This window comes from Streptomyces sp. NPDC039423, from assembly GCF_055598725.1.
In genome coordinates, this window is sequence record NZ_JBVKAH010000002.1 from 278077 (window position 1) to 293791 (window position 15715).

Below are 15715 nucleotides of genomic sequence, written 5' to 3' on the forward strand. Positions count from 1 at the left end.
CCGCGCGAATTGGAACCGGGGCGGGGTCATCCGCGAGGATGGGCACATGACCGCCCAGATTCTCGACGGCAAGGCCACCGCAGCCGCGATCAAGTCCGACCTGACCGCCCGCGTGGCGGACCTCAAGGCCCAGGGCATCACCCCCGGCCTCGGCACCGTCCTGGTCGGCGACGACCCGGGCAGCCAGAAGTACGTCGCGGGCAAGCACCGTGACTGCGCGCAGGTGGGCATCGCCTCCATCCAGCGCGAACTGCCCGCCACCGCCACGCAGGAGGAGATCGAGGCGGTCGTCCGGGAGCTGAACGACGACCCGTCCTGCACCGGCTACATCGTGCAGTTGCCGCTCCCCAAGGGCATCGACGAGAACCGCATCCTGGAGCTGATGGACCCGGCCAAGGACGCGGACGGGCTGCACCCGATGAACCTGGGCCGCCTCGTGCTGAACGAGCCCGCGCCGCTGCCCTGCACCCCCAACGGCATCATCACGCTGCTGCGCGCGCACGGCGTCGAGATCAACGGCGCGGAGGTCGTGGTCGTCGGCCGCGGTACGACCATCGGGCGCCCGATGCCGCTGCTGCTCACCCGCAAGTCCGAGAACGCGACGGTCACGCAGTGCCACACCGGTACGCGGGACCTCGCCGCGCACCTGCGGCGCGCCGACATCATCGTGGCCGCGGCGGGCGTGCCGCACCTGATCAAGCCGGAGCACGTCAAGCCCGGCGCCGCCGTCCTGGACGTGGGCGTCAGCCGTGACGAGAGCGGCAGGATCATGGGTGACGTGCACCCGGGCGTCAACGAGGTCGCCGGCTGGCGCGCCCCCAACCCCGGCGGCGTCGGCCCCATGACGCGTGCCCAGCTGCTGGTCAACGTCGTCGAGGCGGCCGAGCGCGCCGCCGCCACCGCGAGCTGAGCCGGACCGGAGAGGGCGACCCCATGGGCGTACGGGCGAACGACGACTCCGCCACCCCGACCCGGCCGTCCGCGGCCGGGCGCGGATCCGGTCCCGGCACCGGCCGGGAGGCGGCGGGCCCCCCCGCCGCGCCCGCGCCCGCCGGGGGCCCCGCCTCCGGCGCGGACGCCCCCGACCGGGAGGCGCCCGCGACCGCGCCCGCCGCGGACGCGGGCCGCACCCCGGACTCCGGCCCCGCGCCGGACGGGCAGACGCCCGCTCCGGACGCGGGCCCCACGGACTCCGCACCGGACGCCGGCACCGCCCCCGAGGGGGCGCGGCGGGCCGGGGGGTCGCGGAGGCCGCCGACCGTGACGCGGGACACCGCGCGGCCGGAGGGCGGCGGCCGGGCCGCGCCGGGGGACGCGCCGGCGCCCGCCCGGCAGTGGCCGCTGCTCACCGTGCTGGGGCTGGCCGCGCTCGGCCTGCTGGTCGTCGGGTTCGACCCGTTCCCCCAGGCGTCCCGCATCGGGGCGATGCTCATCGGCGTCGCGCTGCTCACCGGCGCCGTCATGCGGCGCGTCCTGCCCTCGGTGGGCATGCTCGCCGTCCGCTCCCGCTTCACCGACATGGCCGCGTACGGCGTGCTCGGGCTCAGCATCGTGCTGCTGTCCCTGATGACCCAGCCGCGCCCCTGGCTGGAGGTCCCCTTCCTGGAGGACGCCGTCCGGTTCGCGGTCCGCTAGGGCGTGTCCACAGGGCGGGTGCCGACACACGCCCTTGGGCGTGTCCGGCGGCGCGCCGCGCCGCGTGTCGGGGGCCGGGTGCGTCCTCGCGAGTACCTTGACGGCGAGAGATGCCTCGCCGCGCGAGAGGGACGTACCGCCCCATGCCCAAGACCAAGGTTGCCCGGCCCGTCGTCGAGCTCGACGGTGACGAGATGGCCCGCATCGTCTGGCGGTTCATCAAGGACCGGCTGATCCTGCCCTACCTCGACGTCGACCTGGTGTACTTCGACCTGGGCATCCAGAACCGCGACGCCACCCGCGACCGGGTGACCGTGGACGCCGCCGAGGCGGTCGCCGAGCACGGCGCCGGCGTCAAGTGCGCCACGATCGCCCCGGACGAGGCGCGCGTCGAGGAGTTCGGCCTCAAGGCGATGTACCGGGCGCCCGACGCCACCGTCCAGGACGTCCTCGGGGGCGTGCTGTTCCGCGAGCCGGTCATCATGGACGGCGTGCCGCGGCCCGTCCCGTCCTGGACGCGGCCGATCGTCGTCGGCCGGCACACCTTCGGCGACCAGTACCGCGCCACCGAACTCAAGGTCCCCGGCCCCGGCACGCTCACCATGACCTTCACGCCGGAGGACGGCTCCGACCCGGTCGAGCTGGAGGTGTGCGCGTTCCCGGGCGCGGGCATCGCGCTGTCGATGTACAACCTCGACGAGTCGGTCCGGGACTTCGCCCGGGCCTCCTTCCGCTACGGCCTGACCCGCGGCCTCCCGGTCGTCCTGACCACCAAGAACACGGTCCTGAAGAAGTACGACGGGCGGTTCAAGGACGTCTTCCAGGAGGTCTACGACGCCGAGTTCCGGGCCGGTTTCGACGAGGCGGGGCTGACCTACGAGCACCGGCTCATCGACGACGTGGTCGCCTCCGCCCCGAAGCAGGCGGGCGGCTTCGTCTGGGCGTGCAAGAACTACGACGGCGACGTCCAGGCGGACGCCGTGACCCAGGGCTTCGGGTCCCCCGGCCTGATGACGTCGGTGCTGATGACGCCCGACGGACGGACCCTCCTGGCGGCGCCCGCGCACGGCACGGTCACCCGCCACTACCGCCGCCACCAGCAGGGCCGGTCCACCTCGACGAACCCGGTCGCCTCGGTGTTCGCGTGGACCCGGGGCCTCGCCCACCGCGGCGCCCTGGACGGCACGCCGGAGGTGGTGCGGTTCGCGCGGGCGCTGGAGGAGGTCTGCGTGGAGACCGTGGAGGGCGGCCAGATGACCCGGGACCTGGCCGGGCTGATCTCTCCCGAGCATCCGTGGCTGACCACGGAACAGTTCCTGGACGTCCTCGACACCGGGTTCCAGAAGCGGATGCTGTCGATGTGAGTCGTACGACACCCGTGGCCGGGCGAGCCGCGGCGCCCGTCCTCTCCCCCGAGCAGGACGGGCGCCGTGACCTGCACAAGAGCGTCATGCACCCGCCAAGCAGGATCAAGACATGTCCGGGGCCTGTGGCACGGAGGTGACCATTCCGGCATGGTGTGATCGACCCGCAACGGATGCGAAACTGGGGCGGCACTCGGGACAGGGGCGCGTAAGGGGGCACGCTCAGGTTCCGGATGCGCCCGTGCGCCCCCGCTCCAGGAACTGTCATCCTGGCTCCGCGCATCCCTCTCGGTGGACTCCCGGGTGAACACCCGGCGAGCACCGGGAGGCGTCAGGGGGCACGCAGCGCGGGGAGCACATCAGGCACGTACGGGGGACAAGGGGGAAGCAATGCCTCGTTGGAAGGCGCTACCGGAAGAACTCGATCCGCAGGTCAAGGAGTTCGCGAGTCAGCTGCGCCGGCTGGTGGACCGCAGTGGTCTGAGCATCGCCGCGGTATCGGACCGCACCGGGTACAGCAAGACATCGTGGGAGCGCTATCTCAACGGGCGGCTCCTCGCCCCCAAGGGAGCGATCGTCGCACTGGCCGAGGTCACCGGGACGAACCCGGTGCACCTCACGACCATGTGGGAGCTCGCGGAGCGCGCCTGGAGCCGCGCCGAGATGCGCCACGACATGACGATGGAGGCCATACGGATCTCCCAGGCGCGCGCCGCGCTCGGCGAGTTCGGCGGCACCGCCGGACCCGGGGCCGACGGCTCCTCGCGGGTCAAGGCGGCCCCGGGCACGGGCCGCGGGGCGCGCGGCACCGGCCGCGGCGTGGACCGCGGCGCGGACCCGGGTCCCGACCGGGACACCGACCGGGGCGCGGCCTCCGCGCCCGGCTCCTCCGCGCCCTCCTCCGCACCGGGCTCCTCCGCGCCGGGCGCCGACGACCGGGGCTCCGCCGTCACCGTGACGGGCCCCGGCCGGAGCGCCGGCCGCCCGTCCGTCATACCGCCCGACGGCGGCCCCAACGGGCCGGCCCGCCGCGGTCCGGCGCCCCGGCCGGCGGCGCACGCGCCGGGTTCCGCGCCCGCGCCGGGGCCGGCCAAGGCCTCCGGCGGCAGGCGCAAGGCGACCATGTTCGCCATCGGGCTCGTCGGAGCGCTGCTGGTGATAGCCGCGGCCGTCCTGCTGAGCGACCTCGGCTCGGGCGGCGACGCCCCCGCCAAGGACGTCGCCCGGTCACCGGCGGCCACCCCCAGCACCAGCGCGCCCAAGGCACTGCCCGCCGGAGTGAAGTGCAGCGGCGACGACTGCACGGGCCAGGATCCCGAGGCCATGGGCTGCGGCGGCGAGTACGCCGTGACGTCGTCCTCGGCGACCGTCGGCGCCTCGAAGATCGAGGTCCGGTACAGCAAGACGTGCGGAGCGGCCTGGGCCCGCATCACCCGGGCGGTGGCCGGTGACAAGGTCACGATCAGCGCGGGCGGCGAGGCGCAGAACGGCTCGGTGAAGATCGACAAGGACGCGTACACGCCGATGGTGGCGGTGGCCACCGGCACCGAGCCGAAGGCCTGCGCCACGCTGGCCGACGGCACGGAGGGCTGCACGACCGGGCAGTGAGCCGCGACACAAGGGGGCGGGGGTTGCGGGGGGCCCGGGTCGGATAGCCTGACCGCTGGATATCTCTTCATGTCGAGAGATCGATCAGAGAGAGACGTCCAGCACCAGGGGCAGGGACCCCCACCGCCAGCTGTCTTACGGAGATCGCCATGACCCGCACTCCCGTGAATGTCACCGTGACCGGCGCGGCCGGCCAGATCGGTTACGCGCTGCTCTTCCGCATCGCCTCCGGCCACCTGCTCGGCGCGGACGTGCCGGTCAAGCTGCGCCTCCTGGAGATCCCGCAGGGCCTCAAGGCCGCCGAGGGCACCGCCATGGAGCTCGACGACTGCGCCTTCCCGCTGCTGCGCGGCATCGAGATCACCGACGACCCGAACGTCGCGTTCGACGGTGCGAACGTGGCCCTGCTGGTGGGCGCCCGTCCGCGCACCAAGGGCATGGAGCGCGGTGACCTGCTGGAGGCCAACGGCGGCATCTTCAAGCCGCAGGGCAAGGCCATCAACGACAACGCCGCGGACGACATCAAGGTCCTCGTCGTGGGCAACCCGGCCAACACCAACGCGCTCATCGCGCAGGCCGCCGCCCCGGACGTACCGGCCGAGCGCTTCACCGCGATGACCCGCCTGGACCACAACCGCGCGATCTCGCAGCTCGCGAAGAAGACCGGCGCCCCGGTCACCGACATCAAGCGCCTGACGATCTGGGGCAACCACTCGGCCACCCAGTACCCCGACATCTTCCACGCGGAGATCGCCGGCAAGAACGCCGCCGAGGTCGTGGCCGACCAGCAGTGGCTGGCCGACGACTTCATCCCGACCGTCGCCAAGCGCGGTGCCGCGATCATCGAGGCCCGTGGCGCCTCCTCGGCCGCCTCCGCCGCGAACGCCGCGATCGACCACGTCCACACCTGGGTCAACGGCACCGCCGAGGGCGACTGGACCTCCATGGGCATCCCGTCGGACGGCTCCTACGGCGTCCCCGAGGGCCTCATCTCGTCCTTCCCGGTCACCTGCAAGAACGGCACGTACGAGATCGTCCAGGGCCTGGACATCAACGAGTTCTCCCGCGCCCGCATCGACGCCTCCGTGCAGGAGCTGGTCGAGGAGCGCGACGCGGTCCGCGGTCTCGGCCTCATCTGAGCCACCGCCCGGCGGACGGACCCCCCGCTCCATGGACGGGGTCCGGTCCGTACGGTCACGTCCTCACCGCCCCCGGTGGCCCTCGCGCTGCCGGGGGCGCGGTGTCTCCGCGGCCGCGCCGGCGCCGAGGTAGGGGCGGCGCAGCCGGAGGAACGGCAGCTCGATGGCGTGGTACGTCAGGAACGACACCGCGACCGTCAGCGGGAGCGCCACCAGCAGCGTCACCAGGAAGGCCGCCCACACCGGGGGCAGGCCGCCCGGGAACCACCCGGACCCGCCGACCAGGTACTCGCCGGTCACCGTCAGCACCATGAAGTGCGTGAGGTAGACGGAGAAGCTCACCTCCCCGAGCCTGGCCGCTGCCCGCGACGGCCACCCGTCGGCCGCGCTCCGGTGGCCGGCCACGTACGCCGCCACCACCAGGGCCCACACCGCCCCCTCCACCCCGCTCCAGGCCAGCTTCAGCGGGCTGTCCGAGACGAACCCGTGCACCTGGTTGAACGACCAGAGCAGGCCCAGCGCCAGCGCCAGCGCGACCGGCGGCAGCCACCTCGCCCGCAGCCGCTCCCGGTGGTGGACGTACACCCAGGCGGCCAGCATCCCCAGCAGGAACTGGTCGATCCGCCCGGCCAGCCCCAGGTAGAGCGAGGCGGTGTGCGGCCCGGGCGCCGGACTGCTCAGCCACACCAGCGCCCGCAGCAGGAACACCGCGGCCAGCAGCCGCAGCAGCGCGCCGGGGCCGCGCTCGGCGAGGAGCCGGCCCAGCAGCGGGAAGACCAGGTAGAACTGCATCTCCACGCACAGCGTCCAGAAGACGCCCCCGTACGGCTGGGCCGGTGTCGCGAAGGTCAGGATCCGCAGCAGGTCCTGGAACGTGGGCAGGGTGACCTGGGTGGCGAGGCCCAGGACGGCGACGACCAGGTAGAGCGGGTAGATGCGCAGCAGCCGGTTGGCGAGGAACCGGCCGTAGCGGACCGGCTTGCCGTACGTGCCGACGGTGAAGATGAAGCCGGACAGGACCATGAACAGCGCCACGCCGGTGTGGCCCTCGAAGACGAGCGTGGCGGCGGGGTTGGAGGAGTACAGCCAGTCCGTCGCCGGGACGAAGCGCCGGCCCTCGATGCGCGCGCTCAGCAACTGGCACCCGTGGTAGAGGACGACGAGCACGGCGGCGACGGCCCGCAGGTGGTCGACGGGGGCGAGGTAGACGCGGTCGTCGCTGCTGCGCATGGTCGCACCCTAGGGCGGCCCGGCGGTCCCGGTGGGGAGCGACGCCCGTACCGGTCATCCATTCGGATCATTGCGAAAGCGCTATGAGATGTAGTACTTCTTATGCATGAGCGAGCAGGTGCACAACAGGCTGGCGGTGATCCGGGCGGAGCGGAAGGTGTCGCGTCAGGCACTCGCCGACGCCCTCGGCGTCCACTATCAGACCATCGGCTATATCGAGCGGGGGCAGTACAACCCCAGCCTCGACCTGGCGTTGAAGGCGGCGCGTCACTTCGGGCTGCCCGTGGAGGCGCTGTTCTCCCTGGAGCCGTTCCCGCCGCTCACCGAAGAGGTCTACGGGGTACACGGGAGGAAGAAATGACCACGACCGCGACGCGCTACGACCGGCGGTTGTACGCGATCATGAACCGGCCGGAGGGGCGGGCGCTCAGCCGTACGGCCGGCCGCCGGCGCGCCTGGGTGGCGGCGCACATCGCGCTCACCGCCGCCGAGGTCGCGCTCTGGCTCGGCAGCGTCCACGGGGACTCGCGGTGGGCGCCGTTCGCCCTCCTCGGGGTGATCCCCCCGTGGTGCGTCGCCATGGGCGTCATCAACGGCAGCACCCGCGGGCTGCTGGAGCTGCGCGGCAGGATGCTGGACGAACGGCAGCTCGTGGAGCGCGACCGGGTGCGGGCCGTCGCCCACCGGATCACTCTCGGGCTGCTGTGCGCGGGGGCGGCCGGGACGGGGGGCGCCGCCTGGCTCGGCGGAGTCCGCTTCGACGGGACCGCGCTGTTCCCGGTGCTGTTCGCCCTGCTGGTCACGCACTGGATGCTGCCGGCGTGGGTGGCCTGCCTGCGGGTCCAGGACGACGCTCCCGACGAGATCGACGAGGTGCCGCACCTCGCCGCCGCTCACTGAGAGTAATCATCTCGCTCGTCCGGCACGGAGTGAGCAAGCCCACTTTCGCGCATGCTTTCCCCTCTTGGGGGCAGGGACCCGGGTCGCCGACCACCGTCGGTGACGAATCAACCGGGAACGGAAGGCAAACGCGACGTGTCGGACCAACAGACCATCCACGTGGGCGGAGAGTGGCGAGCGGCCGCCACCGGCGCCACGCGCGAGATCCTCGACCCCGCCGACGCCACGACCCTCGCCGTCGTGGCGGAAGGCGGGACCGAGGACACGGACGCCGCGATCGCCGCCGCCCGCGCCGCGTTCGACCGGGGCCCGTGGCCCCGCACCCCCGTCGCCGAGCGGGCCGCGCTGCTGCGCCGCGTCGCCGACCTCCTCCAGCGCGACCGCGAGGAGATCGGCCTCCTGGAGAGCCGGGACGCCGGAAAGACCCTGGAGGAAGGGCGCGTCGACGTCGACTGCGTCACCGACGCCTTCCGCTACTTCGCCGACCTCGTCATCAACGAGGGCGGCGGCCGGGTCGTCGACGCCGGGTCACCCGACATCCACAGCGTCGTCGTCCACGAGCCCGTCGGCGTCTGCGCGCTGATCACGCCCTGGAACTACCCCCTGCTCCAGGCCAGTTGGAAGATCGCCCCGGCGCTCGCGGCGGGCAACACATTTGTGATCAAGCCGAGCGAGATCACCCCGCTCACCACCGTCGCCCTCATCCGGCTCCTCGCCGAGGCGGGCCTCCCCGAGGGTGTCGCCAACCTGGTCACCGGCCCCGGCGATCCGGTCGGCGCCCGCATGTCCGAACACCCCGACGTCGACCTGGTGTCGTTCACCGGTGGACTCGTCAGCGGCACGAAGGTGATGCGCGCCGCCGCCGACAGCGTCAAGAAGGTCGCCCTGGAGCTGGGCGGCAAGAACCCCAACGTCGTCTTCGCTGACGCCTGCGCCACCGACGAGGGCTTCGACACCGCCGTCGACCAGGCGCTCAACGCGGCCTTCATCCACAGCGGCCAGGTCTGCTCGGCCGGCTCCCGCCTCATCGTGGAGGAGTCCCTGCGCGAGCGGTTCGTCACCGAACTCGCCCGCCGGGCCGAGCGGATCCGCCTCGGGCGCGGCACCGAGAAGGGCGTCGAGTGCGGCCCCCTGGTCTCCGCGCAGCAACTGGCCCGCACCGAGGAGTACGTCGCCTCCGCGCTCGCCGAGGGCGCCGTCCTGCGCGCCGGCGGCGAACGCCCCACCGGCCCGGCGTACGGCGACGGGTACTTCTACCGCCCCACCGTCCTGGACCGCTGCCACCGCGGGATGCGGGTCGTGCGCGAAGAGGTCTTCGGCCCGGTCCTCACCGTCGAGACCTTCCGCACCGAGGACGAGGCCGTCGCCCTCGCCAACGACACCGAGTACGGACTGGCCGGCGGCGTCTGGTCCGCCGACCCCGGCCGCGCCCGGCGCGTCGCCGGACGGCTCCGCCACGGCACCGTCTGGATCAACGACTTCCACCCCTACCTGCCGCAGGCGGAGTGGGGCGGGTTCGGCAAGAGCGGCATCGGCCGCGAGCTGGGCCCGGCCGGTCTCGCCGAGTACCGCGAGACCAAGCACGTCTACCAGAACCTCGCCCCGCGCCCCGTGCGCTGGTTCGCGGGCTGACGAGGACGAGGGAAACACCACCATGAGCGACACCACCACGAGCGGCACCACCATGAGCGACAGCGACACCACCACGTACGACTACGTCATCGTCGGCGGCGGCACCGCCGGCAGCGTCATCGCCCACCGCCTCACCGCGGACCCCGGCGTCACCGTCGCCGTCATCGAGGGCGGGCCGTCCGACGTCGACCGCCCCGACGTCCTGACCCTTCGCCGCTGGATGGGCCTGCTCGGCGGCGACCTCGACTACGACTACCCCACCACCGAACAGCCACGCGGCAACTCCCACATCCGGCACAGCCGCGCCCGTGTCCTCGGCGGCTGCTCCTCGCACAACACGCTCATCTCCTTCAAGCCGCTGCCCTCCGACTGGGACGAGTGGGAGGAGGCCGGGGCCCACGGCTGGAACGCCGCCGCCATGGACCCGTACTTCGACAAGCTCCTCAACAACATCGTCCCGGTGGACGAGAAGGACCGGAACGCCATCGCCCGCGACTTCGTCGACGCCGCACAGGCCGCGCTGGGCGTCCCGCGCGTCGAGGGCTTCAACACCAAGCCGTTCCACGAGGGCGCCGGGTTCTTCGACCTCGCCTACCACCCGGAGGACAACAAGCGTTCCTCCGCGTCGGTCGCGTACCTCCACCCGATCATGGGCAAACGTCCCAATCTGCATCTGATGCTGGAGACCTGGGCGTACAAGCTGGAGCTCGACGGCACCACGGCCCGCGGCGTCCACGTCCGGACCAAGGACGGCACCGAGCGGCTCGTCACCGCCCGCCGCGAAGTCCTCGTCTGCGCGGGCGCGGTCGACACCCCCCGGCTGCTGCTGCACTCCGGCATCGGCCCGGCCAAGGACCTCGAAGCGCTGGGCATCCCGGTCGTCCACGACCTGCCGGGCGTCGGCGAGAACCTGCTCGACCACCCGGAGTCGGTCATCGTCTGGGAGACCGACGGGCCCATCCCCGACAACTCCGCCATGGACAGCGACGCGGGCCTGTTCGTCCGGCGCGACCCGGAGTCCAGGGGCCCGGACCTGATGTTCCACTTCTACCAGATCCCGTTCACCGACAACCCCGAGCGGCTGGGCTACGAACGCCCCGCGCACGGCGTGTCGATGACGCCGAACATCCCCAAGCCGCGCAGCCGCGGCCGGCTCTACCTCACCAGCGCCGACCCCGAGGCCAAGCCCGCCCTCGACTTCCGGTACTTCACCGACGAGGACGACTACGACGGCCGCACCCTCGTCGACGGCATCCGCATCGCCCGCGAGATCGCCAGGACCGAACCGCTCGCCGGCTGGCTCAAGCGCGAGGTCTGCCCCGGCCCCGACGTCACCGGGGACGAGGAGCTCAGCGAGTACGCCCGCAAGGTCGCGCACACCGTCTACCACCCCGCCGGCACCTGCCGCATGGGCGCCGTCGACGACGAGCGGGCCGTGGTCGGCCCCGACCTGAGGATCCGCGGACTCGACGGCATCAGGATCGCCGACGCGTCCGTCTTCCCGACCATGCCGGCCGTCAACCCGATGATCGGGGTGCTGATGGTCGGCGAAAAGGCCGCCGAACTACTGGGAGGTGGTGCCTGATGAGCGCCCCCGTGAGTACCCCCGCACCGACCCCCGCCGACACGTCCCCCGGCACGTCCGCGCCCACCCCCGTCTTCTCCGTCGACGGCCTGTGGAAGGTCTTCGGCCCCAAGGCCGGCCGCGTGCCCGGCTCCGATCTCGCCGAGCTCCCCGCCGCCGAACTGCGCGAGCGCACCGGCTGCACCGCCGCCGTCCGTGACGTCTCCTTCGACGTCCGCAAGGGCGAGGTCTTCGTCGTGATGGGCCTGTCCGGCTCCGGCAAGTCCACCCTCGTACGCTGTCTGACCCGGCTCATCGAGCCGACCTCCGGCACCGTCGCCATCGACGGCGAGGACATCCTGGCGATGGACACCTCGCGCCTGCGCGAACTGCGCCGCCACCGCGCCGCCATGGTCTTCCAGCACTTCGGCCTGCTGCCCCACCGCTCGGTCCTCGACAACGTCGCCTACGGCCTGGAGATCCAGGGCATGGGCCGGGCCGAACGGCGCGCCAGGGCCGCCGAGGTCGTCACCAAGGTCGGCCTCGCGGGCATGGAGGAGCGCAGGCCCGGCCAGCTCTCCGGCGGCCAGCAGCAGCGCGTCGGCCTCGCCCGCGCCCTCGCCGTCGACCCCGAAGTCCTGCTCTTCGACGAGCCGTTCAGCGCGCTCGACCCGCTGATCCGGCGCGACATGCAGGAGGAGGTCATCCGGCTCCACCGCGAGGAGGGCCGCACGATGATCTTCATCACCCATGACCTCAACGAGGCGCTGCGCCTCGGCGACCGGATCGCGCTGATGCGCGACGGCCGGATCGTGCAGCTCGGCACGCCCGAGGAGATCGTCGGCTCGCCCGCCGACGACTACGTCCGCGACTTCGTCCGGGACGTCCCGCGCGAGCAGGTGCTGACCGTACGCACCGCCATGCGGCCGCCGTGCGCCGGGGAAGCCGACTCCGGCCCCGCCGTCGCGCCCGGCGCGACCGTGTCCGAGGCCATCGAGGCGGTCGCCCGCAGTGGCGGCCCGGTGCGGGTCGTCGACTCCGGCCGCTGCGTGGGCGTCGTGGACCACGCGGGGCTGCTCTCGGTCGTCGCGGGCGTCCCCGCCGGGAAGGCGGCGGCATGACCGCGGCCGTCACCGCCCCCGCCCGCCCCCGGATACCGGCCGCCGCACGCCGCTACTGGCCGCTGGCCGCCGTCCTCCTCCTCGTACCGCTCGGCTTCCTCCTCGCCGGGCGCGGCACCTGGCCGGCCGCGCTCCAGGTCGACCTGTCCGGGCCGCTCGGCGACGCCAGCGACTGGATCGTCGACAACCGCGACAGCCACCCGCTGTTCCTCTACTTCCTCGGGCACGTCAGCAACGCCGTCGTCCTGTCCGTGCGCGGCGTCTACCTCGTGCTCCTCGCCGCCGGCTGGGCCGGCGTCACCGCCGCCGCCGGCCTGATCGCCTGGCGGGTCGCCGGAGCGCGCCTCGGGATCCTCGCCGTCGCCGCGTTCGCCGTGTGCGGGCTGCTCGGCATGTGGGTCCCGACCATGCAGACGCTGGCCCTCATGGTCGTCGCGGTCGCCGTGTCCGTCGCCCTCGGCGCCCTCCTCGGACTCGCCGCCGGACTGTCGGAGCGCACCCACCGGGCCCTGCGGCCCGTCCTCGACACCATGCAGGTGCTGCCCGCGTTCGCGTACCTGCTGCCGGTCGTCCTGGTCTTCGGCATCGGCGTCCCCGCGGCCGTCCTCGCCACCGTCGTCTACGCCGCCCCGCCCATGGCCCGCCTCACCGCGCTCGGCCTGCGCGCCGCCGACCCCGGCGTCCTGGAGGCGTCGGCCTCGCTCGGTGCCACCGGCCGGCAGCGGCTGCTGACCGCCCGGCTGCCGCTGGCCCGCAAGGAACTGCTCCTCGGCGTCAACCAGTCGATCATGATGGCGCTGTCGATGGCCGTCATCGCGTCCGTCATCGGCGCCGGTGGCCTCGGCGACCGCGTCTACCAGGCGCTCGCCTCCGTCGACGTGGGCGCCGCCCTCGCCGCCGGCATCCCCATCGTGCTGCTGGCCGTCGTGCTCGACCGTACGGCCACGGGCGCGCGCTCGCGGTCCGGTTCGGCACGCGGGCGGATCACCGCCGTCGTCGCGGTGGCCGCCGCGGCCCTCGCCGGCCGCCTGGCCGGCGGGCCCACCTGGCCCGAGGCGTGGCACGTCGGCATCGCCGAGCCCGTCAACCGGGGCGTCGACTGGATGACCGCCCACCTCTACTCGGGCGTCCCCGTCGTCGGCGGCACCGCCGACTGGGCGGCCCACTTCACCGGCTGGGTCCTCGACCCCGTACGGGACGGCCTCCAGGCCCTGCCCTGGTGGGCGCTGCTGCTGCTGGTCGGCGCGCTGGCGCTGCTCGTCGGCACCTGGCGCACCGCGGTGACGGCCGTCGCCGCGATGGCCGCCATCGGTGTCCTGGGCGTGTGGGACGCGTCGCTGGACACCCTCTCGCAGGTGCTGGCCGCCGTGGCCGTCACGCTGCTGCTGGGCTTCGCCGTCGCGGTGGCGGCGGCACGCGGCACGCGGGTGGAGCGCGTGTTGCGGCCGGTCCTGGACGTCTTCCAGACCATGCCGCAGTTCGTGTACCTGATCCCGGTGGTCGCCCTCTTCGGCGTGGGCCGCGCCCCGGCGGTCGCCGCCGCCGTGGTGTACGCCCTGCCCGCCGTCGTCCGCATCACCACGCAGGGCCTGCGGGGCGTCGACCCGGTCGCGCTGGAGTCCGCCCGCTCGCTCGGCGCGACGCCGTGGCAGCAACTGCGCCAGGTCCAGCTCCCGCTGGCCCGGCCGGCACTGCTGCTGGCGGTCAACCAGGCGGTCGTCCTGGTCCTCGCCGTCGTCATCATCGGCGGCCTGGTCGGCGGCGGCGCGCTCGGTTACGACGTCGTCTTCGGCCTCGCGCAGGGCGACCTGGCGACCGGCCTGGTCGCGGGCGCCGCCATCGTCTGCCTGGGCCTGATGCTCGACCGGGTGACCCAGCCGACCGGAAAGGAGGCCTGACGTGCGTACGCGTACGACGGTCGCCGCAGCCGGGGCGCTCGCCCTGCTGACCATCCCCCTGGCCGGCTGCGGCGCGGCCGACATGACCAAGCAGGCGTCCCCCTACGCCGCCGCCCAGGGCACCAGGACGGTCACGCTGTCCGTGCAGTCCTGGGTGGGCGCGCAGGCCAACGTCGCCGTGGCGAAGTACCTGCTCGAACACGAACTGGGCTACCGCGTCGACACCGTCCAGGTCGACGAGGTCCCCGCGTGGGACGCCCTCAGCCAGGGCCGGGTGGACGCCCTCCTGGAGGACTGGGGCCACCCCGAGCAGGAACAGCGGTACGTCAAGGACAAGAAAACCATCGCGCCCGGTGGTGACCTGGGCGTCACCGGCCACATCGGCTGGTTCGTCCCCACGTACTTCGCGAAGGCGCACCCGGACGTCACCGACTGGAAGAACCTGAACAAGTACGCCGACCGGCTCCGCACGGCGGAGAGCGGCGGCAAGGGCCAGCTCATGGACGGCTCCCCGTCGTACGTCACCAACGACAAGGCGCTGGTGAAGAACCTCGGCCTGGACTACAAGGTCGTCTTCGCCGGTTCCGAGGCGGCTCAGATCACCCAGATCAAGCAGTTCGCCAAGGAGAAGAAGCCGTTCCTGACGTACTGGTACAAGCCTCAGTGGCTGTTCGAGAAGGTGCCGATGACGGAGGTCAAGCTGCCCGCGTACAAGGAGGGCTGTGACGCCGACCCCGAGAAGGTCGCCTGCGCCTATCCGCACACGCCCTTGCAGAAGTTCCTCAACGCGGACTTCGCGGAGAAGGGCGGGAAGGCGGCCGCCTTCCTGAAGAACTTCCGCTGGACGACCGAGGCGCAGAACGACGTGGCGCTGATGATCGCCGAGCAGAAGCTCTCACCGGAGGCGGCGGCCGAGAAGTGGGTCAAGGCCAACGAAGCCACCTGGCGTCCGTGGCTGCCCTGATCCCCGGCGGGCCCGCCCCCCGGGGCCGGTGACGGGTCCCCCCGGGGCGGGGACCCGTCACCGGCCCTCGGCTACCGCAGGAGCCACTGCTTGGTCAGGTCCATGACCTCCTCGCGGCTGCGGCCCGCGTGGTCGGCGGCGACGACGTACGCGCCGATGCGCACCGAGAAGGTGACCATGCAGCGGACCTCGACATCGGCGGGGTCGGGGCAGAAGGACGCGAAGAGCGAGCGCAGATAGTCCATGCGCCGGTTGTCGACCCGCCGCAGCCGCTCCGCGACGGCCTCGTCGCGGCGGGCCCAGTCGCGGACGGCGAGATCGAGCACCGGGCCGCGGGGAACCTCGTCGCCGGACGCGGCGACGAAGGTGAACAGCCGCTCCAGCCTCTCCCGGCCGTCCCCGCCGCCTTCGTCCACGTGGGTGATCACGGCTTCGGTGACCTCCCGCTCCCAGGTGTCCAGCATCTCGGTGAGCAGCGCCTCCCGGTTGGCGAAGTACCCGTAGAAGCCGCCCTTGCTGACGCCGAGCGCCTGCGCGAGCGGCTCGATCCGCACGGCGTCCGGGCCACCGGCGGCGAGGGCGCGCAGCCCCTCCTCGATCCACTTGCCGCGCGGCGTACGAGCCACGGCCATGGTGTGTCACCTCTCACGTCCCACCCCA

14 protein-coding genes are annotated in these 15715 nt (G+C 73.0%); 12 read left to right on the forward strand and 2 right to left on the reverse strand.

Going from position 1 to position 15715, the window contains the following annotated elements; all coding sequences use genetic code 11:
* Positions 1–46: 46 nt before the first annotated feature.
* The 5 genes from ACZ7LK_RS07250 to ACZ7LK_RS07270 all read left to right on the forward strand — a co-directional run bounded on the left by ACZ7LK_RS07250 (position 47) and on the right by ACZ7LK_RS07270 (position 5746).
* Positions 47–910: a bifunctional methylenetetrahydrofolate dehydrogenase/methenyltetrahydrofolate cyclohydrolase gene (locus ACZ7LK_RS07250; RefSeq protein ID WP_392272444.1), complete on the forward strand. Its 864-nt coding sequence runs from the start codon at positions 47–49 to the stop codon at positions 908–910.
* A 23-nt stretch (positions 911–933) separates the two neighbouring features.
* On the forward strand, positions 934–1635 hold the full coding sequence (locus tag ACZ7LK_RS07255; RefSeq protein WP_392272443.1) for a DUF3017 domain-containing protein: 702 nt from the start codon (positions 934–936) through the stop codon (positions 1633–1635).
* Between the two features lie 143 nt (positions 1636–1778).
* Positions 1779–2999 carry an NADP-dependent isocitrate dehydrogenase gene (locus ACZ7LK_RS07260; RefSeq protein ID WP_471138857.1) on the forward strand — a complete coding sequence of 407 codons (1221 nt, stop codon included), beginning with the start codon at positions 1779–1781 and terminating at the stop codon, positions 2997–2999.
* 390 nt (positions 3000–3389) lie between these two features.
* A complete protein-coding gene (locus ACZ7LK_RS07265; protein ID WP_392272441.1) occupies positions 3390–4607 on the forward strand; it encodes a DUF2690 domain-containing protein in 1218 nt (405 codons plus the stop codon).
* Between the two features lie 149 nt (positions 4608–4756).
* Entirely contained in the window at positions 4757–5746 is a 990-nt protein-coding gene (locus ACZ7LK_RS07270; RefSeq protein WP_392272440.1) for a malate dehydrogenase, read from the forward strand.
* Between the two features lie 63 nt (positions 5747–5809).
* On the opposite strand, the gene ACZ7LK_RS07275 is transcribed toward ACZ7LK_RS07270, so the two are convergent.
* Positions 5810–6976 (reverse strand): acyltransferase family protein, encoded by a 1167-nt coding sequence (locus tag ACZ7LK_RS07275; protein WP_392272439.1) that lies wholly within the window; start codon positions 6974–6976, stop codon positions 5810–5812.
* A gap of 106 nt (positions 6977–7082) precedes the next feature.
* Here ACZ7LK_RS07275 and ACZ7LK_RS07280 point away from each other — a divergent pair, with 106 nt between their 5' ends.
* From ACZ7LK_RS07280 to ACZ7LK_RS07310, 7 genes are all read left to right on the forward strand, one after another.
* Positions 7083–7337 carry a helix-turn-helix transcriptional regulator gene (locus ACZ7LK_RS07280; RefSeq protein ID WP_392272438.1) on the forward strand — a complete coding sequence of 85 codons (255 nt, stop codon included), beginning with the start codon at positions 7083–7085 and terminating at the stop codon, positions 7335–7337.
* Positions 7334–7876: a hypothetical protein gene (locus tag ACZ7LK_RS07285; RefSeq protein WP_392272437.1), complete on the forward strand. Its 543-nt coding sequence runs from the start codon at positions 7334–7336 to the stop codon at positions 7874–7876. The genes ACZ7LK_RS07280 and ACZ7LK_RS07285 overlap by 4 nt, the downstream gene beginning before the upstream one ends.
* A gap of 135 nt (positions 7877–8011) precedes the next feature.
* The gene (locus ACZ7LK_RS07290; RefSeq protein WP_392272436.1) at positions 8012–9508 is read left to right on the forward strand and encodes an aldehyde dehydrogenase family protein; all 1497 of its coding nucleotides are present in this window, start codon (positions 8012–8014) and stop codon (positions 9506–9508) included.
* Positions 9509–9560: 52 nt separating this feature from the next.
* Positions 9561–11093, forward strand: a complete 1533-nt coding sequence (locus ACZ7LK_RS07295; RefSeq protein ID WP_469463694.1) for a GMC family oxidoreductase — start codon at positions 9561–9563, stop codon at positions 11091–11093.
* On the forward strand, positions 11093–12193 hold the full coding sequence (locus ACZ7LK_RS07300) for a quaternary amine ABC transporter ATP-binding protein (RefSeq protein ID WP_471138862.1): 1101 nt from the start codon (positions 11093–11095) through the stop codon (positions 12191–12193). Before ACZ7LK_RS07295 ends, ACZ7LK_RS07300 begins: the two co-directional genes overlap by 1 nt.
* Entirely contained in the window at positions 12190–14091 is a 1902-nt protein-coding gene (locus ACZ7LK_RS07305) for an ABC transporter permease subunit (protein WP_471138865.1), read from the forward strand. The genes ACZ7LK_RS07300 and ACZ7LK_RS07305 overlap by 4 nt, the downstream gene beginning before the upstream one ends.
* A 1-nt stretch (position 14092) precedes the next feature.
* Positions 14093–15055 (forward strand): ABC transporter substrate-binding protein, encoded by a 963-nt coding sequence (locus tag ACZ7LK_RS07310; protein WP_471138868.1) that lies wholly within the window; start codon positions 14093–14095, stop codon positions 15053–15055.
* Positions 15056–15126: 71 nt separating this feature from the next.
* Here the strand turns inward: ACZ7LK_RS07310 and ACZ7LK_RS07315 are convergent, their stop codons facing one another.
* Entirely contained in the window at positions 15127–15687 is a 561-nt protein-coding gene (locus tag ACZ7LK_RS07315) for a TetR/AcrR family transcriptional regulator (protein ID WP_392272431.1), read from the reverse strand.
* Positions 15688–15715: the final 28 nt, after the last annotated feature.